A 20164-nucleotide genomic window follows, 5' to 3' on the forward strand; every position below is an offset into this window, starting at 1 on the left:
GGTGAAACTATGTTAGAAGCTTTACACAATTTTTTCAACGTCTTTGGTGCAGCCACGGTTGTGCCAGTAATGATTTTTATTGTCAGTCTTTTTTTAAAAGTCAATCCTAAACGTGCCTTCTTTTGTGCCTTGCGTGCAGGTGTCGGTTTGACTGGTTTTGGTTGGATTATTTCTGCCTTTGCACCAATGGTGACCAAGTATATTCAACAAATGGTTGACACGACTGGGCTAAATTTGCCTATTGTAGATATTGGTTGGCAGGCTGGTTCCTTGACAGCCTTCTCTTCTGAAATTGGCCTGTCTTTCTTTGTCTTTGGCTTACTAATCGAACTTGTTTTATTCCTAACTGGGATTACGCGTGTCTTTGTGCCATCAAATTTGTGGAATAATTTTGGTTACATGATTTGGGGAACCATGGCTTATGCTGCAACAGGAAATTTTGTCTTATCCTTTGCCTTCATGGTCTTTGTCCTACTCTATTCACTTGTCATGTCAGAAGTTTTGGCAGATCGCTGGTCAGAATACTACGGCGTCAAAAATGCCACGATTAATTCCATTCATAATATTGAAACCTTGATTCCTGCCTTGATCCTTGATCCCTTATGGAATTTACTTGGTATTAATAAGGTCAAATTGAACCCTGAATCTCTTAAAACCAAGTTAGGTATCTTTGGTGAGCCAATGACCCTGGGCTTTATTCTAGGGGTGATTATTGGGGTGTTAGGCAGTCTCAAAAACCTCATGTCCATTGAAACTTGGGGTGGTATCTTATCCTTTGCTGTGGCTTTGGCTGCAGTGATGACTATTTTTCCGTTGATCACAGGGGTATTTGCCCAAGCCTTTGCCCCATTGGCAGAAGCTGTTGAACGCAACAAGAAAAAAGAAAATGCTGAAAGCTCTACCCTTTCTGACAAAAAACGCTGGTTTATTGCTGTTGATGATGGGGTAGGATTTGGTGAACCAGCTACTATTATTGCTGGGTTGGTTTTGGTTCCTATCATGGTAGTGATTTCCTTGATTTTGCCAGGAAACAAGGCACTCCCTGTGGTGGATTTGATTGCTATTCCTTTTATGATTGAGGCCATGATTGCAATAACGAGAGGCAATATTCTAAAAGCGATTTTAAATGGGATTGTTTGGTTTAGTTTAGGCCTCTACGCTGCCAGTGCTCTTGGTCCAATTTACACCGAAGCGGTTAAACAATTTGGCACTGCTCTGCCTGCTGGGGTTACCCTAATTATGAGCTTTAATCTCCTAGCTCATCCCTTAACGGCGCTTGTGCTCTTTGCTTGGATTTCTGGCAATCCAATTTATATTGGTCTCACCATTGTGACTTACTTGGCCTTCTTAGTGCTTTTACGGACAAGAAGAGAAGCTATTTACCGTTATTTGAAGGTCATGTCAGATAAAAACAGTGGTTTTGAAGGGTCTTGTGAAAAAATCTTTATTGCGGAAGATTAGATTTAGTGGAGGAAAGAAAAATGAAAAAAATCGATGGGCATGCTCATATTGTCAACACCATTGCAGGGTTTAATGGCAAAGGCCGCTTGAATGCAGTTGGAAATGGTTATGCGATTTGGGACGATGGGGATTTGATCAAACTAATCCCAGATGGTTATGGAGATGACGCTTTTACTGCAGAATCTTTTTTACAATTTATGGATGCTAATGAGGTAGAAAAGGCTGTTATTCTCCAAGGACATCTCAATGGTTATCAAAATTACTATACTCATCTGGCGATTAAAAGATACCCTGAGCGCTTTACAGGAGCCTTTTCAGTGGATCCCTTTGCTGACAATGCCATGCAGATTGTCCAACGTCATGTGGAAGTCCTAGGTTTTCGAGCTATCAAGTTTGAAATTAGTCAAGGTGGTGGCATTCATGGCTATCGAGGTCAAAAAACACCATTTCGTTTGGATACCGATCCGCATGTGAGCCGTATCTTGACCTACTTGCTAGAATACCCAGGTTTTGTCGTGACAGTGGATTATGGAAATTGGGATCAAATCAGCCATCAGCCAGATGCTATTGCTAATCTTGCCCGCCTACACCCAAGTCTTGACTTTGTGGTTTGCCATTTGTCATTCCCCCATGCAGACACTCCAAATCGCTTGCGAGCAGAGCTCAGCATGTGGAAGGACTTGGACAATATCTACACAGATATTTCAGCTATCCAAGACATAGATAGCCCAGACAAATTTCCATTCCCTAAGGCTGAAAAGAATGTGCGCATTGCCAAAGAGGTTCTAGGAGCTAAACGCATCATTTGGGGGACAGATTCGCCTTGGTCTGCGACCTTTAACACTTATGAGGAATTGGCGACCTGGCTAGAACATGTTGCTATTTTCACACCAGAAGAATTAGAAGATGTGCTTTATCACAATGCAGAACGTGTTTACTTCAAGCCGTCTGCTGTTGAAGCCAATCGCAAGGCTGTCGATCCTGTCACCAAAGAACTAGGCTTGTATTAAAATGATTAGGGGTTTGGGACAAAAAGGGTCCCAAACTTATTTTGTCAAGTGAGGTAACCTGCTCAAGGCTAAAAGATAATGGTATCGGTTGCCTTTGAAAGGTCCGGTTTGGCTCTTGGTTTCTGATTTGACGATGAAAGGATAAAAGATGCGCTACTTTTTAAGTATTGACTATGGGGGAACCACCACAAAAGCGATTTTATTTGATGACAAGGGCAAAGAAATTGCTATTTCCTCCTTTCCCACCTTGAAAATAGAAGACAGACCTGGTTTCAGAGAAATTGATTTAGAGGCTCTCTGGCATGCTATTGGTGCGTCCATTAAGGACCTTATTATCACATCAGACATTGATAGCTCCGCTATTGCAGCTGTTATTCCCATCGGTCATGGGAAAGGGCTATATCTGCTAGATAAGCAACAAGCTATTTTTTGTCATGGCATTTTATCCACAGATGAACGAGCCAACGACTTAGCAAAAACATTTGAAGCTAAGCTAGATGAACTTTGGCCAATGACTCAACAACATGTCGTTGGGGTTCAAGCTCCTGTTTTGCTACGATGGTTGAAAGAGCATGATAGGGCTTCTTATGAGCAGATCGGTTGGGTTTTGTCAGCCAAAGATTTTATTCGTTTTCAATTAACGGGCAAGGTGAATCAAGAATATGGTGATGCTTCAGGCAATCATTGGATTCATTTTCAAACAGGGACTTATGACCCAGCTATTCTCAGTTTTTTTGATATTGAGGAGATGGCTCAAGCCTTGCCTGAATTGGTGGACTGTGCGGATATGGTTGGAGGAGTATCCAAAGAGGCCGCAAACCTGACTGGTTTAACAGAAGGGACCCCAGTTCTCGGTGGTCTGTTTGACATTGATGCCTGTGCCATCGGTTCAGGAGTTCTTGATGATCAGACCTTCAGTTTGATTTCTGGCACTTGGAATATTAATGCCTATCCAAGCAAACAAGCCGCTAGCCAAGCCAGTGGCCACATGAATTCGTATTTTCCCAACCGTGATTATTTGATTGAGGCCAGCAGTCCAACGTCTGCTGGAAATCTTGATGCTATCTTAACAATGTTGATGGCAGAAGAAATACGAACCATTAAAGAACAAGGGCGTGAATCTATTTATGATACCTTGGAAACCTTTCTGGAAAACACAGACGCCGCCTATAATGACCTTATTTTCTTACCCTTTTTATATGGGAGCAATGTTTCTTCAGACGCTAAAGCCTGCTTTTTTGGATTGAGCACGCGGACCACCAAGTCACACCTTTTACGGGCGGTTTATGAAGGGATTGCTTTTGCTCACAAGAAGCATATTGATCAGCTAATCCTAGCCAAGGGCTCAGCACCTAAGGTTATTCGAATGACCGGTGGGGCAACGCATTCAAAGGCTTGGGTGCAACTGTTTGCAGATGTGCTCCAGCTGCCAATTGAGACTGTATCGGGTAGTGAACTTGGAGGTCTCGGAGGTGCTTTGATTGCCAAGGCATCTTTGGATAGCCTTTCCTTAGACGAGGTTGTGGCCGACATGGTAAGGGTCAAGGAGACCTATTATCCAAACCAAGAGCAAGGCAAGTATTACCAGCAAAAATATGACCTCTATCAGCAGTTAGTCACCGTGATGGGGCCAGCCTGGCAATCTTTAGCTGCCCTGTCGACTTTGTCACAAGAAGGTTAGAAAGAAAAAATATGTTTGAACAAGAAAAGCTTATTATTAATAGTATTGTCTTTAAGGAGGCCTTGGAAGCAGGAATTTCGCAGAGTGATCTTTTAGACCAAGTGCACTCCTTAGGTTTTAAACGCTTTGAAGTTCGTCGGGAATTTTTGAGGGATATTCCCCAAGAATTAGGACTTTTAAAAGCCAAAGCCAATCAACTTGGGCTGGCGCTTTTTTACAGTGTCAATGAAGACTTGCTCGTCGAAGGAAGGATCAATCCGAGCTTGGATGCTTTGTTACAGGAAACACAAGTCTTGCAAGCGCCCTTTTTGAAACTTAATATTGGTGATGCTAGTCGTCTAACTTCCAAAACGTTATCCCCCATAGCAGGATTTTTACCAGCAGGTATGCAACTTCTGGTGGAAAATAACCAAGACCCTAAGGGAGCGAGTTTAGCTAATTGTGTTCGGTTTATGACCTTGGCTAGCCAGACAGGCTTGCCTATCCATTTTGTCTTTGACACGGCTAATTGGGCATTCGTTGGGGAGTCTATTTCGCAAGCAGTTATTCAGATGAGCCCGTTCACCACTTATCTCCACTGCAAAAATTACCAGCAACACAGCACAGGTTTGGAAATGAGTACTTCTTTATTGGAGGGGGAACTAGATATTACCAGTCTGATCCAGCAATTTCCCAACGCTATATACCTAGCCTTAGAATACGCTACTAGCAAGGAAGAACTCTTGGCTGACGCGAGACATCTGACTCAGCTTTGCTCAAGGTTTCTTTACAGCCGTTAGGTGCCAAGTCGCTAAAATCGTGCTAAAATAGACAAGGATGGAGTTTTAGGGAGGAGGTTTGGAACAATGATGATTTTGGATAAAAAGAGTTATGATTTGCTCTCTTATTTGCTCAAGTTAGAAGCGCCTGAGACGGTTATGGCTATCTCGCAGGCCCTGAACCAGTCGCGTCGTAAAGTCTATTACCAGCTTGACAAAATAAATGAGGCTCTGCCTGATGAGGTTGAGCGGATTATCTCTTATCCTAGAATCGGTATTCTTTTAAGTGATGCTCAAAAAGCTGCTTGCCGTTTATTGTTAGAAGAAGTGACTGATTACAATTATGTCATGAAAAGTGATGAGCGAAGGCGTCTATCTTCGATTTATATTGCAGTTTCCACTGAGCGCGTGACCATTGACAAACTCATGCAGATCAACGATGTGTCCCGTAACACCATTTTAAATGACCTGACTGAGTTAAGGGAGGAACTGGAAGACAAACAGTACAAGATCCAGCTTCATGTCACTAAGGCAAGAGGGTATTATTTTGATTGTCACCCCATGGCCTTAATTCAATACCTTTATAAGGTGTTGGTGGATGTTTATCAAGGGGGAAATAGTAGTTTTATTGATATGTTTGACCGCAAGCTGTCAGAAATGCAGGGCTTTTCAGTCTATTTTTCAAAGGATATTTTAACCTATTTCCACGAATATCTCTTTTTATCACAGGCTAGCTTAGGAAAAACCATTAATAGTCAAGATAGCCAGTTTATGTTGCAAATCTTACCCTACATGCTTTTGAGCTATCGCAACATGAGGCTTAATTCGGACGTCAAAAATGCCCTCAAAAAGGATTTTAACTTGATTTGGAAACGCAAAGAATACCAAATTGCTCAAGAATTAGCCAGTGAGCTCTACCAGAATTTCAAACTCCATTTGGATGACATCGAAGTGAGTATGGTGGCCATGCTCATGCTGTCTTTCCGAAAAGACCAAGACCGTCATGTGGAAAGTCAAGATTATGATGACATGCGGGCCACCATCAGTCATTTTATTGACCAGTTGGAGAGCTGCTATCAGTTGTACTTTATCCATAAACAAGAGTTGTTGAAGCAGTTGACGACCCACTGTAAGGCACTCATTTACCGTAAAGCTTATGGAATCTTTTCAGTCAATCCGCTAACAGATCATATCAAAGAAAAATACGAAGAATTGTTTGCTATGGCGCAATCCTGTGCGACTATTTTAGAAAAAGACTGGGGTATTAGTTTAACGGATGATGACGTGGCCTACTTGACCATTCATTTGGGAGGAGAGCTGCGCAACAACAAGGCGGATCAAGATAAGACTAAATTGGTTATTGTGTCTGATGATGGTATTGGTATCCAAAAACTCCTGCTCAAACAGTGCCAGCGGTATCTAGCCAACGGGCAGATTGAAGCTGTTTTTACAACAGAGCAATACCAGAGTGTCTATGACCTCTTGTCGGTGGATATGATTGTGGCCACAACAGACGCCTTGGACACTAAGCTTCCGATGCTTATCGTTAATCCTATTTTAAGTGATGATGATATTATCAAGCTCATTCGCTTTTCCAAGCAGGGGCGTCTGACCGAGCATTCACGCTTTTCCACTGAGTTGGCCAAGGCAATCGAGGCAGTTGTCAAAGATGAATCAGACCGCTATGCGCTGACTTCTAAAATTGAAAAACTCATTCACCGCGAGCTGTTGTGAGTGTCGACATATCAAAAAAGGTACCTCAGTTTTTCTATGACGTAGAAAAAACATAACTGAGGTTTTTAGTATGCCCTGAGAAAATAGCAGGGCAGTTGCTTGCTTATCGAGAGTTCTTTCTATGATGTGCTTTCCTTGCAGATTATGACTTCAAATCCAGTCCATTTTTGAACACAGAACTGTGTGACACTTGGTCTTTTTATCAGTGTTAAGAAAGTCTATACTTAACTTATAGAAAAGAAGAATAATCTCGGAGGAAATCTAATGGCTAAAGTACAAGATATTACACGTGAATCATGGATTCTTAGCACATTCCCAGAATGGGGCACTTGGTTAAACGAAGAAATCGAAGAAGAAGTGGTGCCAGACGGCAACTTTGCCATGTGGTGGTTAGGCAACTGTGGTGTTTGGATTAAAACGCCTGGCGGTGCGAATGTTGTCATGGACTTGTGGTCTGCGCGTGGTAAGTCAACTAAAAAAGTCAAAGACATGGTGCGCGGTCATCAGATGGCCAATATGGCAGGTGTGCGTAAATTGCAACCAAACCTTAGAGCACAGCCAATGGTTATTGACCCATTCATGATTAACGAATTGGACTACTATTTGGTTTCTCACTACCATAGTGACCATATTGATATCAATACTGCGGCAGCCATTATCAACAATCCAAAACTTGACCATGTTAAATTTGTAGGCCCTTACGAATGTGGCGAAATTTGGAAAAAATGGGGTGTGCCAGAAGACCGTATCATGATTTTGAAACCAGGCGATAGCTTTGAATTTAAAGACATGAAAGTGACAGCTGTCGAATCCTTTGACCGTACTTGCTTGGTGACTCTTCCGGTTGAAGGTGCTGATGCTCAAGGTGGTGAGTTAGCAGGACTAGCAGTGACAGACGAAGAGATGGCTCGTAAGGCTGTTAACTATATTTTTGAAACCCCTGGCGGAACCATTTACCACGGTGCTGACTCACACTTCTCAAACTACTTTGCTAAACATGGCCGTGACTACAAGATTGACGTTGCTTTGAACAACTATGGGGAAAACCCAATCGGCATTCAAGATAAGATGACTTCTATCGACTTGCTTCGTATGGCAGAAAATCTCCATGCCAAAGTCATCATTCCAGTCCACTACGATATCTGGTCAAATTTCATGGCATCCACAGATGAAATTCTTGAATTGTGGAAAATGCGTAAGGAACGTCTTCAATACGATTTCCACCCATTTATCTGGGAAGTTGGTGGTAAATACACTTACCCACAAGATCAAAACCGTATCGAATACCATCACCCACGTGGCTTTGACGATTGCTTCTTAGAAGACTCAAATATTCAATTTAAGGCCCTTCTTTAATAGAAACCTGCTCATTCAAGGTGGTAGTCCTTCATCAAGCCAGTTGGCTTAGTGAGACTGACTGTCTTGGGTGAGTTTTTTTTGGATTCTTTTTGAGCTCGTCACTAAGGGCTTTTTGGTTTAGTTTGTCAATCCAGTCAGTCATTAATAAGGGTAAAAGGGAAGCATTATGTTACAATAAATGTAATGAGATATTAACTGATTGAAAAGCTCCTTTCCAAGTGCCAGATGGTCAGGGAGAAGGGCTTTAAAATCCTATCACAAATGAAAGGAAACTGTTTATGAAAAAAGCTCTATTGATTGTTAACCCAGCCTCAGGCGGAGAAAAAGCTAAAGAGTACGAAACTAAGATGCATCACAAATTAGCCCAGTATTTTGACAACGTCATCATTCGACACACTAAAGAATCTGGAGACGCCAAAGTTTTTGCACATGAAGCAAGTGAGCAGCATTACCATAGTGTGTTTGTCATGGGTGGAGATGGTACTGTTAACGAGGCTATCAATGGCATTTCGGGGCATGCCGAGCGTCCTTATTTTGGTTTTTTACCACTGGGAACCGTCAACGACTTGGCGCGTGCTTTAGACATTCCGTTAGATCCAGAAGAAGCCATTGATAGTCTAGATTTGGACAATCCAAGAGCCCTTGACGTTGGTCAGGTCAATGATGCTTATTTTATGAATATTGTTGCCATTGGTAATATCCCTGAATCCATTAACAATGTTGATGATAAAGCCAAGACAGCTCTTGGACCGCTAGCTTACTTTTTATCAGGTCTAAAACAGGTTCTATCCAATACTAGCTACACTTTTCAACTGACGCGAGATGGCAAAGAAGAGCAGCTAAAAAGCTCCCTGATACTTGTTGGTTTGACCAATTCTATCGGGGGCTTTGACCAAATGACTGCCAATGCCAAGGTAGATGATGGCTACCTGCACTTGGTTTATACCAAAGACCATAATATCTTTGATACCTTAGCGGCTTTGCCAAGTCTCTTTTCAGCTGAAACAGAAGGCAGTGACCAACTAGGCTATGAAAGGGTTAAGGAGGTAAAGATTGCCCTAGAAGGAGAAAAGCTGACCAGCAATGTTGACGGTGATGAGGGAGATGACTTGCCGTTGACCATTAAGGTCTTGCCAAGTCACTTGCAAGTTTATAGCAGCAGAGAACGGTTGACAGAGGATGTGACATGATGGCTGCCAGATAAACCTAAAAAGTTGGTTTTGCTACCAGCTTTTTTTTATTTGCTGTGACAAATAATAAAAAGAGTGTTCACCCTGTCTCCTGCCCTCCTCCAAGTGACCCTAAAAAAGCAGGTAGGGAGGCAAAAAGAAAAAAAGATGAGTGGTTACGTCAAAAAAACAATAAGTCTCTTAAAAGACCATACTTATAAGGTTGTAAGCGGTCACTTGTGCGTTCTCAAACAAGAAATACAGTTATTTTCCTTGACAAAAAGTGACCACACGCGATACAATAGTTGTGTTCTGTTTCGACAGATTCTTTTTTTAAGCAAAAAAGTGACCATACTATTATATTTTATGTAGGGCTACTTTAACAAACTTTGGCACAGTTATTAGGCTAAAATTAATAATTGCAGTTATCAACTATCTAGGAGAGGAAAAAATGGAAACAATTTTAGAAGTCAACCATTTGAGTAAAATTTTTGGCAAACGCCAAAAAGCAGCGCTTGACATGGTCAAGGCTGGTAAAAGTAAGAATGAGATTTTTAAGCAGACAGGAGCTACTGTTGGGGTTTATGATGCTAGTTTTGAAGTCAAAGAGGGGGAAATCTTTGTCATCATGGGGCTATCAGGAAGCGGGAAATCAACCCTTGTGCGTATGTTGAACCGCTTAATCGAGCCTTCAACAGGATCTATCTTGCTGGAAGGAAAAGATATTTCAACCATGTCGGCGGAACAACTTCGTGACGTGCGCCGCCATGACATCAATATGGTCTTTCAAAGTTTTGCCCTCTTTCCTCACAAAACCATTTTGGAAAATACTGAATTTGGCTTGGAATTGCGTGGTGTCCCTAAAGAAGAACGCCAGCAGTTAGCAGAAAAAGCCCTTGATAATTCAGGTCTTTTGGATTTTAAAAACCAATACCCAGACCAATTATCTGGTGGGATGCAGCAGCGGGTTGGTTTAGCGCGTGCTTTAGCAAATAGTCCCAAAATTCTCTTAATGGACGAGGCATTTTCAGCCCTTGACCCCTTGATTCGCCGTGAGATGCAAGATGAATTGCTTGATTTGCAAGCCAGCATGAAACAAACCATCATCTTTATCAGTCATGACTTGAATGAAGCCTTGCGTATTGGTGACCGTATCGCTTTGATGAAAGACGGACAAATCATGCAAATTGGCACTGGTGAGGAAATTTTGACCAATCCAGCCAATGACTTTGTACGTGAATTCGTTGAAGATGTCGATCGCTCAAAAGTTCTGACAGCACAAAACATTATGATCAAACCACTAACGACAACCATTGAATTAGACGGGCCTCAAGTTGCCTTGAACCGTATGCATAATGAAGAGGTGTCCATGTTAATGGCAACCAATCGCCGTCGCCAATTAGTTGGTAGTTTGACGGCCGATGCTGCCATAGAGGCTCGCAAAAAAGGTTTACCTCTATCAGAAGTGATTGACCGTGATGTTAGAACAGTGTCAAAAGACATGGTCATTACAGACATTATGCCCCTTATCTACGACTCATCTGCTCCTATTGCGGTAACAGATGACGATAACCGTCTGCTGGGAGTCATTATTCGAGGACGAGTCATTGAAGCCTTGGCTAATATTTCAGACGAAGACCTTAACTAGAATGGAGTGATTGCATTTTGGAAACGATATTACAAACAAAATTACCAGTAGCTCAACTGGTTGAACAATTAACGGAATGGGTAACCAAGACCTTCTCAGGTCTTTTTGATGTCATGCAGGCGGTGGGGAGTTTCTTAATGGATTGGATGACCAAGACCCTCTTGTTTATTCCTCCTCTTCTCTTTATTGTCTTGGTAACAGCTGCCATGTTTTTCCTTGCCAAGAAGAAGTGGCCCCTACCAACTTTTACTTTCCTAGGCTTGCTCTTTATCTATAATCAAGGCTTGTGGGAACAATTAATCAACACCTTCACCTTGGTTTTGGTGGCCAGTTTGATTTCCGTTTTGATTGGTATTCCTCTAGGCATTTGGATGGCTAAAAATGCCACCGTCCGACAAGTGGTCAACCCTATCTTGGACTTTATGCAAACCATGCCAGCCTTTGTTTACTTGATTCCGGCTGTTGCCTTCTTTGGTATCGGGATGGTTCCGGGTGTGTTTGCCTCAGTCATCTTTGCCTTACCGCCAACGGTTCGCTTTACCAACTTGGCTATTCGTGACATTCCAACAGAATTGATTGAAGCCTCAGATGCCTTTGGGTCAACTGGGCAACAAAAGCTCTTCAAAGTGGAATTGCCTTTGGCTAGAAATACCATTATGGCTGGTGTGAACCAAACCATGATGCTAGCCCTTTCTATGGTGGTCACAGGATCCATGATCGGTGCCCCTGGTTTAGGACGTGAAGTTTTATCAGCTCTTCAACACGCTGACATTGGTAGTGGATTTGTCAGTGGTCTTGCCTTGGTTATCTTGGCTATTGTGCTTGACCGCATGACACAGTTGTTTAATAGCAAACCTCAAGAAAAAGCTAAAGCTGGTAAAACCAATAAATGGATTGGTCTAGCAGCCCTTGCTGTCTTTTTGATAGCTGCTTTAGGACGCGGTATTATGGCTATGACGTCTGGTATGGCAGACAAAGGTGAAAATGTTAACATTGCTTATGTACAATGGGATTCTGAAGTTGCCTCAACCAACGTGATTGCAGAAGTCTTGAAAAAAGAAGGTTACCATGTGACCTTGACCCCACTTGATAACGCCGTTATGTGGCAAACTGTTGCCAATGGGAACGCTGACTTCTCAACCAGTGCTTGGTTGCCAGTCACCCATGGCCAACAATATAAGAAATACAAATCAAAACTAGATGATCTGGGTCCTAACCTAAAAGGAACCAAGCTTGGCTTAGCTGTCCCTAAATACATGACAGATGTCAACAGTATCGAAGATTTAGACAGTCAAGCTGACCAAAAAATCACAGGGATTGAACCTGGTGCAGGAATCATGACAGCCGCAAAAAATGCCCTTAAGGACTATGATAATCTATCAAGTTGGGAGTTAGTCGCAGCATCAACAGGAGCTATGACGACCTCACTAGATCAGGCCATCAAGAAAAAGGAACCCATTGTCATCACTGCTTGGTCGCCACATTGGATGTTTGCCAAGTATGACTTGAAGTACCTTAAAGATTCCAAAGAAACCTTTGGTTCAGCAGAAAACATCAATACCATTGCTCGCAAAGACTTGAAAAAAGACCTTCCAAATGTCTACAAAATCATTGATAAGTTCCACTGGACCAAAAAGGATATGGAAGCTGTCATGCTTGACATCAACAAAGGCATGACCCCAGAAGCAGCTGCTAAAAAATGGGTAGATGCTAACCAATCTAAGGTATCAGATTGGATCAAATAGGCGCGCCTGAAGAGTAAATAGAGAAGTCTAGGAATTTTCCTAGGCTTCAGATTGAAGAAAACGTCCAGTTAGGACAATTTTTCTTCAATCTTTTTTGGCTCCTCTAAAAAGAAAAATTCCTGAAACACGATAACATAAGTGTTTCAAGAGTTGGTTGAAGTCATGATCATTAAATCATTTTCATCGACACCTTCTTAAAAATAGAGTTTGTCTACGTTCTAAAGTCTAGGAATTTTCCTAGGCTTTTTAAGCTAATCATACTTATCAGCAAAAGCAATGGCTTGGAGGAGCCAAGCCTGCTTGACTGTGTTATAATAAGGCTATGGAAAACAAGAATAAATTACTATTAATTGATGGCTCATCTGTCGCCTTTCGTGCCTTTTTTGCCCTCTACAATCAAATTGACCGCTTTAAAAACCATAGTGGCCTTCACACCAATGCTATTTACGGTTTTCATTTGATGTTAGATCATATGATGAAACGGGTTCAGCCGACGCATGTGCTGGTGGCTTTTGATGCGGGCAAAACCACCTTCCGAACAGAAATGTATGCAGATTATAAGGCCGGGCGTGCTAAAACCCCAGACGAGTTTCGCGAGCAATTTCCTTATATTCGTGAGATGTTGACAGCTCTTGGGATTCCCTATTATGAGTTGGAACACTACGAAGCGGATGATATTATCGGGACGCTTGATAAAATGGCAGAGCGGACAGAAGTACCATTTGATGTGACCATTGTCAGTGGTGACAAGGATTTGATCCAATTAACTGACGAGAACACCGTGGTTGAGATTTCTAAAAAGGGTGTTGCCGACTTTGAAGAATTCACGCCAGCTTACCTCATGGAAAAACTGGGCTTGACGCCAAACCAGTTTATTGACCTCAAAGCCTTGATGGGGGATAAATCGGATAACATTCCTGGAGTGACAAAAATTGGGGAAAAAACAGGCCTCAAGCTCCTTCACGAATTTGGCAGTTTAGAAGGTATCTATCAACATATTGATGGTTTCAAAGCGTCAAAAATGAAAGAAAACTTGATCAATGACCGTGACCAAGCTTTCTTATCTAAAACGCTCGCCACTATCAATACAGCTTCTCCAATTACCATTGGCTTAGACGATATTGTCTATAAAGGTCCAGATGTTGCCAGTCTCTCTCAGTTCTATGATGAGATGGATTTTGTTCAACTCAAACAAGGTCTTGCTAGCCAGATGCCTCAAGAAGCGGTACCCGCTATTTCTTACCAAGAAATTACTAGTTTATCTGCTGACCTTTTTAGCGATGAAGACATGTTCTACTTTGAGGTGCTTCGGGACAATTATCATCGTGAGGACATCATTGGCTTTGCTTGGGGACAAGGAGACCAGATTTATGCGTCAACTGATCTCAGCTTGTTATCAACTGAACTTTTCAAAAGGGTCTTTGAAAAACCAATTGCCACCTATGATTTTAAACGTAGCAAGGTCCTGCTGAGCCACTTAGGAATTGAGTTGGCAGCACCTAGCTATGATGCTAGACTAGCCAATTACCTTCTGTCAAATGTAGAAGACAATGAACTTAGCACCATTGCCCGCATTTTTACTGACATCTCTTTGGAAGAAGACGATACGGTCTATGGCAAAGGTGCTAAACGGGCTGTTCCTGATAAAGAAGTCTTACTTGGTCACTTAGCGCGTAAGGTCAAAGTATTATTAGACAGCAAGGCTCAAATGCTGGACAAACTCACTGCTCATGAGCAACTAGACCTCTATCAGAACATTGAATTGCCTTTGGCTAATGTCCTTGCAAAAATGGAAATTGAAGGCATTAAGGTTAATAGGGCGGCTTTGCAAGAAATGGCAGAGCAAAACAAAGTCATCATTGATGCCTTAACACAGGAAATCTATGACATGGCAGGCCAAGAGTTTAACATCAATTCTCCTAAGCAACTTGGTAGCATTCTGTTTGAGAAGATGCAGTTACCTCTTGAGATGACCAAGAAAACCAAAACAGGTTATTCTACCGCCGTGGATGTTTTGGAACGTTTGGCGCCGATTGCGCCGATTGTGGCAAAAATTTTGGATTACCGCCAGATTACTAAATTGCAATCCACTTATGTGATTGGTTTGCAGGATTATATCTTAGCTGACGGTAAAATCCATACTCGCTATGTGCAAGATTTGACCCAGACAGGACGTCTGTCTAGTGTGGATCCCAACCTTCAAAACATACCTGTTCGTTTGGAGCAGGGGCGTTTGATTCGTAAGGCATTCACGCCGTCTCAAGAAGATGCCGTCTTGTTGAGTTCTGACTATTCACAGATTGAATTGCGGGTATTGGCACACATTTCAGGAGATGAGCATTTGATTGCTGCCTTCAAAGAAGGAGCAGATATTCATACCTCAACGGCTATGCGTGTGTTTGGCATTGATAAGGCAGAGAATGTTACTGCCAATGACCGTCGGAATGCCAAGGCTGTTAATTTTGGTATCGTCTATGGAATTTCTGATTTTGGCTTGTCCAATAATCTTGGCATCACCCGTAAACAAGCCAAGTCTTACATCGACACTTACTTTGACCGTTACCCTGGCATCAAGGCTTATATGGAAAATGTGGTGCGTGAAGCTAAAGACAAGGGCTATGTGGAGACCCTCTTTAAGCGTCGTCGTGAATTACCGGACATCAACTCTCGTAATTTCAACGTTCGGTCCTTTGCGGAGCGTACAGCCATCAACTCGCCAATTCAAGGGAGCGCAGCTGATATTCTCAAAATTGCTATGATTAATCTGGATAAGGCCTTGCAAGCAGGTGGTTTTAAGGCTAAAATGCTGCTTCAAGTGCACGATGAAATCGTTTTGGAAGTGCCTAATGATGAGTTGACCGCTATAAGAGAACTCGTCAAAGACACCATGGAAGCTGCTGTTGCTCTCGCTGTTCCTTTGCGTGCAGATGAAAATGCAGGGCAAAGCTGGTACGAAGCCAAGTAAGTCTGGTTCTTACCGTTTTTCATTTTTATAAGGTATGTTATAATAAAATGAAAAATAGAACAGATGAGGCAACTAATGAACGGTTTTGAACTCTTTTTACGACTGATTTTAAAATTGGTTGGTGTCATGCTGTTGATTGCCCTAGCCTTTATCCTAGTATTTGTAGCTTGTTACTATTTTGTCTTTTAAATTGTTAAGGAGTAGTAAATGACTTACGCTTTCCAAAATCCTTCGGCTGATGTTCTGAAAGCTTACTTGGAGTCAGCCAAAACCATTGCAGTTGTTGGTCTTTCAGACCGTCAAGACACGGCAGCTTATGGCGTTGCCAAATTTATGCAGGCTATGGATTATCGAATTGTACCTGTCAATCCCAAATTAGCAGGCCAGCTTATTTTGGGAGAGAAGGTTTATGCCAGCATCAAAGCTATTCCCTTTGAGGTTGACATTGTGGATGTCTTTCGCAGAAGTGAGTTTTTACCAGAGGTTGCTAGAGATTTTTTAGCAGGCCAGGCCAAGGTTTTTTGGGCGCAATTAGGCCTAGAAAGCCAAGAAGCAGAAACCAATTTACGGTCTGCAGGCAAAGAGGCTATTGTCATGAACCGCTGCCTTAAGATCGACTATTTAAAATGGATAGCCAATCAAAGCTAAATCATCGGTCGTTGAAACCTCAGACTTGTGATATAATAATAAAGAAAAAAGTGATAGGAGTTAGCAGCTTATGGACATTCATTCACATCAGCAAGCCCTAGATGCCTATGAAAACGTCCTGGAGCATCTACGGGAAAAACATATTCGGATTACGGAAACACGTAAGGCTATTATTTCTTACATGATTCAGTCAACAGAGCACCCTAGTGCCGATAAGATTTACCGTGACTTACAGCCTAAGTTCCCTAACATGAGTTTGGCAACTGTTTATAATAACTTAAAGGTCTTGGTTGATGAAGGCTTTGTCTCAGAATTGAAGATCAGCAATGATTTAACCACCTACTATGATTTTATGGGTCATCAGCACGTCAATGTGGTTTGTGAAATATGTGGGAAGATTGCTGACTTTATGGACGTTGATGTTATGGATATTGCCAAGGAAGCTCACCAACAAACAGGCTATAAGGTTACCCGCATTCCAGTTATTGCTTACGGGATTTGCCCAGAATGTCAGGCTAAAGATAAGTCAGATGACTAGGGCACAATCCATTTGGTAACCTGAGGGTGAGAGAAGTTATGTGTTTAGAAATCAAAAAAATGTCAGTGTTTTTAGACACTGACATTTTTTCTATGATTGCCCCATATGTTAGGGCTCAACAGCTTCTGGGTTAGTCCTGATGGTCATCGCACATCAGTGGTTTAGGTTGCTTATTGAGCTTAGGAATTCTCAAGTGCTCTCCTTCAAGCGGTTCATCGTTTTCTTCATAACGCTTTTTGAGGCGGTCGTAAAAAATGACATTGGCTGTGGTGAAGTAAGGTAAAAGGTAGATAGTTAACAAACCAAGGGTTAACAGGTTTAACAGAAACCAGCCGATAAAGCTTAATTGTAACAAGAAGAGCTTCCATTTGTAACCTTTCATCATAGCGACGCTGGTTTCAATAGCAGCAACAGAACCTAAGTAGGCCCCCTCTTTGACCTTATCGTAGAGAATATATTCTGCTAAACTATAAGCGTAGTAGCGGTTGACATAAATACCAAAACCCACCAAGGTGAGAAGAGCTCCGAGAACCAAAAAGACCAAAGAGATAGCAATACCTGTACCCGATTTTGCATTCATCATAAAGGCAGATAAGCCGATAATGAAAATAAAGAGTCCTAGGAACCAAATCAAAGACCAGACAAGGAAGAAAAGCCACTTCATGAAAAACAAAATCAGTAGCTTGCCAAAAAGTTCTCCCGAAAAAGCTGTTGTTGATTCGGAAAACGTCACCTTGCGGCGGTAGTGCCTAACAACATCAATCATGGTAAAGGCGGCTGACAAGGTAAAAAAGCTAATGATAAGAGTCAATAGCAAAGGGAAATAACTAGCCATTAAGGATATTTCGATGCCATATGCTAAAATATAACCTTGATGGACTTCAATGCCGAAATGGAAAATGACGAGAAGTGTTGGGATTAAAAATAGTAAATACTTACCAGAAAGGCTCGCTAAGGTCGTCTTTGCTTGGCGTTTTATTTCTTTAATTGACATAGTAAACTCCTTTGTCCCATTATACCATAAAATAAACGTCAGAAAATCAGCAGTTGCATTAGTGTTTCCTTTCAAGGAAAGCATGACAAGATTTGGATTTTTTGATAAAATGATAGGCGCTGGAACAACATGTCATCTTGAAGCCCTTCATTATGATGGAAACTCAGGCAGATTAAAAACGCTCAAGACTGTTTATCTTGATAGCAAGGAAAAAAGAACATGACAGATTATCCAATTAAGTATCGCCTTATCAAAAAAGAAAAGCACACTGGTGCACGATTGGGGGAAATTATTACCCCTCACGGGACCTTCCCGACACCTATGTTTATGCCAGTAGGAACTCAGGCAACGGTGAAAACCCAATCGCCAGAAGAGTTAAAAGCTATTGGTTCTGGAATTATTTTATCAAACACCTATCACCTCTGGTTGCGTCCAGGAGACGAATTAATTGCTCGCGCAGGTGGTCTGCACAAGTTTATGAATTGGGATCAGCCGATTTTAACCGATTCAGGCGGCTTCCAAGTTTACTCGTTAGCCGATTCGCGAAACATCACTGAAGAAGGGGTGACCTTTAAGAACCATCTTAATGGCTCAAAGATGTTCCTTTCACCAGAAAAGGCCATTTCCATTCAGAATAACCTTGGCTCAGACATCATGATGAGTTTTGATGAATGCCCACAATTTTACCAACCTTACGATTATGTCAAAAAGTCTATTGAACGTACCAGTCGCTGGGCAGAACGTGGCTTAAAAGCCCATCGTCGTCCCCATGATCAAGGTTTGTTTGGGATTGTTCAAGGAGCAGGTTTTGAAGACCTTCGTCGTCAGTCTGCGGCAGATTTGGTAGCTATGGATTTTCCAGGCTACTCTATTGGTGGTTTAGCTGTTGGGGAGAGCCACGAAGAAATGAATGCCGTCCTTGACTTTACAACCCCGCTGTTACCAGAAAACAAGCCTCGTTACCTTATGGGCGTGGGAGCACCAGACAGCTTGATTGATGGTGTGATTCGTGGTGTAGATATGTTTGACTGTGTCCTGCCGACTCGTATTGCCCGTAATGGAACCTGCATGACTAGTGAGGGGCGTCTTGTGGTTAAAAATGCCAAATTCGCTGAAGATTTTACCCCGCTTGATCATGATTGTGATTGCTACACTTGTCAACATTATACCCGTGCTTACATTCGTCACTTGCTTAAAGCAGATGAGACGTTTGGTATCCGCTTGACAAGTTACCATAACCTTTATTTCTTGGTTAATTTGATGAAAAAAGTTCGTCAGGCTATTGTAGATGATAACCTCCTTGAATTCCGTCAAGATTTCCTTGAACGCTATGGCTACAACACATCTAACCGTAATTTCTAGTTAAAAATGCTAAAATCCTGAAACTGAAGGCGACAATCGTCTCTGGTTTCAGGCTTTTTTACATAGACGGATAATTAGTGCTTTCAATCGATAGGTCAATTTTTAAAGGGAAGATCTTGTTTTTTACTTGTTCTTTTTTGGACAACAGTTACCCTTTTAAAAAATGAGGTTGACAAATGATAAATTTTTGATTAAACTCTTACAAGAGGATGAGAGATGACGGACTGTTTTGGAATTGCTCTTGACCAGGAGTATCGCTGCCTACATTATCATACGTCACTTGATATTGTAGGGCTCAAGTGTGCTGCTTGTCAGACTTATTATGCTTGTTACCATTGCCATGACCAGTTAACCAATCATGCTTTTGTGGCAACAGGATCTGCTGAAATGTTCCCTGTGATTTGTGGTCACTGTCGAAAGCTTTTAAGCCGATCTGACTATGGTTATGGCCATTGTCCTTATTGTCAAAGTCCCTTCAATCCAGCTTGCCATCGGCACAAGGATATCTATTTTTTAAAGGAGTCGTAACAGATGTTTACAACCAAAGAACTTGTTAAGGTGGCTATGATGACCACTTTGATTATTATTTTAGGCTTTATTCCAGCTATTCCCTTAGGCTTTATTCCAGTCCCTATTGTTTTACAAAACTTAGGTATTATGTTGGCTGGATTGATGCTAGGTGGCAAAAAAGGAACCCTATCTGTTTTCTTATTTTTAGTGATTGGTCTTTTCTTACCTGTTTTTTCAGGATCAAGAACAACGATCCCAGTTTTGATGGGCCCATCTGCTGGCTATGTCATTGCTTACCTTCTTGTGCCTGTTGCCTTTTCATTGCTTTACCGCAACTGGTTCTCAAAAAGTACGCCGTTGGCATTCTTGGCTCTTTTTATCTCAGGAGTTTTACTGGTTGATGTGATGGGAGCCATCTGGTTAGCAGCTTACACAGGGATGCCACTTGTAACCTCCCTCTTGTCAAACTTGGTCTTTATTCCAGGGGACACCATCAAAGCAATCATTGCGACCATTATCGCTGTTAAATACAAAGATAGTTTTTTGAACACTAAAAACTAATGGTTATCCGAAATTAAGTTG

The 20164-nt window shown here is 41.9% G+C and carries 16 protein-coding genes; 15 read left to right on the forward strand and 1 reads right to left on the reverse strand.

Features of this window, described 5'->3' with window-relative positions:
* Nucleotides 1–9 precede the first annotated feature (9 nt).
* From EL097_RS03935 to perR, 12 genes are all read left to right on the forward strand, one after another.
* Entirely contained in the window at nt 10–1461 is a 1452-nt protein-coding gene (locus tag EL097_RS03935; protein ID WP_003045577.1) for a PTS galactitol transporter subunit IIC, read from the forward strand.
* Between the two features lie 20 nt (nt 1462–1481).
* Complete coding sequence (locus EL097_RS03940; RefSeq protein ID WP_003045575.1) at nt 1482–2471, forward strand: amidohydrolase family protein; 990 nt, start codon at nt 1482–1484, stop codon at nt 2469–2471.
* Nucleotides 2472–2619: 148 nt separating this feature from the next.
* A complete protein-coding gene (locus EL097_RS03945; RefSeq protein ID WP_003045573.1) occupies nt 2620–4152 on the forward strand; it encodes an FGGY-family carbohydrate kinase in 1533 nt (510 codons plus the stop codon).
* 11 nt (nt 4153–4163) lie between these two features.
* Nucleotides 4164–4931 (forward strand): sugar phosphate isomerase/epimerase family protein, encoded by a 768-nt coding sequence (locus EL097_RS03950; protein ID WP_003045571.1) that lies wholly within the window; start codon nt 4164–4166, stop codon nt 4929–4931.
* Between the two features lie 66 nt (nt 4932–4997).
* Nucleotides 4998–6644: a BglG family transcription antiterminator gene (locus EL097_RS03955; protein ID WP_003045569.1), complete on the forward strand. Its 1647-nt coding sequence runs from the start codon at nt 4998–5000 to the stop codon at nt 6642–6644.
* Between the two features lie 264 nt (nt 6645–6908).
* The gene (gene ulaG, locus EL097_RS03960) at nt 6909–8000 is read left to right on the forward strand and encodes an L-ascorbate 6-phosphate lactonase (protein WP_003045567.1); all 1092 of its coding nucleotides are present in this window, start codon (nt 6909–6911) and stop codon (nt 7998–8000) included.
* 281 nt (nt 8001–8281) lie between these two features.
* A complete protein-coding gene (locus tag EL097_RS03965) occupies nt 8282–9193 on the forward strand; it encodes a diacylglycerol/lipid kinase family protein (RefSeq protein ID WP_003045565.1) in 912 nt (303 codons plus the stop codon).
* A 430-nt stretch (nt 9194–9623) separates the two neighbouring features.
* Nucleotides 9624–10820: a quaternary amine ABC transporter ATP-binding protein gene (locus EL097_RS03970; RefSeq protein WP_003045562.1), complete on the forward strand. Its 1197-nt coding sequence runs from the start codon at nt 9624–9626 to the stop codon at nt 10818–10820.
* Nucleotides 10821–10837: 17 nt separating this feature from the next.
* Complete coding sequence (locus EL097_RS03975; protein ID WP_003045560.1) at nt 10838–12565, forward strand: ABC transporter permease/substrate binding protein; 1728 nt, start codon at nt 10838–10840, stop codon at nt 12563–12565.
* 322 nt (nt 12566–12887) lie between these two features.
* A complete protein-coding gene (polA, locus tag EL097_RS03980) occupies nt 12888–15530 on the forward strand; it encodes a DNA polymerase I (protein WP_003045557.1) in 2643 nt (880 codons plus the stop codon).
* Between the two features lie 207 nt (nt 15531–15737).
* On the forward strand, nt 15738–16178 hold the full coding sequence (locus EL097_RS03985) for a CoA-binding protein (RefSeq protein WP_003045552.1): 441 nt from the start codon (nt 15738–15740) through the stop codon (nt 16176–16178).
* Between the two features lie 70 nt (nt 16179–16248).
* Complete coding sequence (gene perR, locus EL097_RS03990; RefSeq protein ID WP_003045549.1) at nt 16249–16716, forward strand: peroxide-responsive transcriptional repressor PerR; 468 nt, start codon at nt 16249–16251, stop codon at nt 16714–16716.
* A gap of 130 nt (nt 16717–16846) precedes the next feature.
* Here perR and EL097_RS03995 read toward each other — a convergent pair whose 3' ends face one another.
* Nucleotides 16847–17710, reverse strand: a complete 864-nt coding sequence (locus EL097_RS03995; RefSeq protein WP_003045545.1) for a DUF975 family protein — start codon at nt 17708–17710, stop codon at nt 16847–16849.
* Nucleotides 17711–17929: 219 nt separating this feature from the next.
* Between EL097_RS03995 and tgt the strand changes: the two genes are divergently transcribed.
* From tgt to EL097_RS04010, 3 genes are all read left to right on the forward strand, one after another.
* On the forward strand, nt 17930–19072 hold the full coding sequence (tgt, locus tag EL097_RS04000) for a tRNA guanosine(34) transglycosylase Tgt (RefSeq protein ID WP_003045541.1): 1143 nt from the start codon (nt 17930–17932) through the stop codon (nt 19070–19072).
* A 216-nt stretch (nt 19073–19288) separates the two neighbouring features.
* Nucleotides 19289–19600 (forward strand): CHY zinc finger protein, encoded by a 312-nt coding sequence (locus EL097_RS04005; RefSeq protein ID WP_093999140.1) that lies wholly within the window; start codon nt 19289–19291, stop codon nt 19598–19600.
* Nucleotides 19601–19603: 3 nt separating this feature from the next.
* A complete protein-coding gene (locus EL097_RS04010) occupies nt 19604–20143 on the forward strand; it encodes a biotin transporter BioY (protein WP_003045537.1) in 540 nt (179 codons plus the stop codon).
* Nucleotides 20144–20164 lie beyond the last annotated feature (21 nt).

It is taken from the genome of Streptococcus canis, assembly GCF_900636575.1.
Taxonomy (GTDB): Bacteria; Bacillota; Bacilli; order Lactobacillales; family Streptococcaceae; genus Streptococcus; species Streptococcus canis.

What these genes read in the sequence shown, in the direction of transcription:
- EL097_RS03935 (WP_003045577.1), top strand. Translation starts at nt 10, where the DNA reads ATGTTAGAAGCTTTACACAATTTTTTCAACGTCTTTGGTGCAGCCACG.
- EL097_RS03940 (WP_003045575.1), top strand. Translation starts at nt 1,482, where the DNA reads ATGAAAAAAATCGATGGGCATGCTCATATTGTCAACACCATTGCAGGG.
- EL097_RS03945 (WP_003045573.1), top strand. Translation starts at nt 2,620, where the DNA reads ATGCGCTACTTTTTAAGTATTGACTATGGGGGAACCACCACAAAAGCG.
- EL097_RS03950 (WP_003045571.1), top strand. Translation starts at nt 4,164, where the DNA reads ATGTTTGAACAAGAAAAGCTTATTATTAATAGTATTGTCTTTAAGGAG.
- EL097_RS03955 (WP_003045569.1), top strand. Translation starts at nt 4,998, where the DNA reads ATGATGATTTTGGATAAAAAGAGTTATGATTTGCTCTCTTATTTGCTC.
- ulaG (WP_003045567.1), top strand. Translation starts at nt 6,909, where the DNA reads ATGGCTAAAGTACAAGATATTACACGTGAATCATGGATTCTTAGCACA.
- EL097_RS03965 (WP_003045565.1), top strand. Translation starts at nt 8,282, where the DNA reads ATGAAAAAAGCTCTATTGATTGTTAACCCAGCCTCAGGCGGAGAAAAA.
- EL097_RS03970 (WP_003045562.1), top strand. Translation starts at nt 9,624, where the DNA reads ATGGAAACAATTTTAGAAGTCAACCATTTGAGTAAAATTTTTGGCAAA.
- polA (WP_003045557.1), top strand. Translation starts at nt 12,888, where the DNA reads ATGGAAAACAAGAATAAATTACTATTAATTGATGGCTCATCTGTCGCC.
- EL097_RS03985 (WP_003045552.1), top strand. Translation starts at nt 15,738, where the DNA reads ATGACTTACGCTTTCCAAAATCCTTCGGCTGATGTTCTGAAAGCTTAC.
- perR (WP_003045549.1), top strand. Translation starts at nt 16,249, where the DNA reads ATGGACATTCATTCACATCAGCAAGCCCTAGATGCCTATGAAAACGTC.
- EL097_RS03995 (WP_003045545.1), bottom strand. Translation starts at nt 17,710, where the DNA reads ATGTCAATTAAAGAAATAAAACGCCAAGCAAAGACGACCTTAGCGAGC.
- tgt (WP_003045541.1), top strand. Translation starts at nt 17,930, where the DNA reads ATGACAGATTATCCAATTAAGTATCGCCTTATCAAAAAAGAAAAGCAC.
- EL097_RS04005 (WP_093999140.1), top strand. Translation starts at nt 19,289, where the DNA reads ATGACGGACTGTTTTGGAATTGCTCTTGACCAGGAGTATCGCTGCCTA.
- EL097_RS04010 (WP_003045537.1), top strand. Translation starts at nt 19,604, where the DNA reads ATGTTTACAACCAAAGAACTTGTTAAGGTGGCTATGATGACCACTTTG.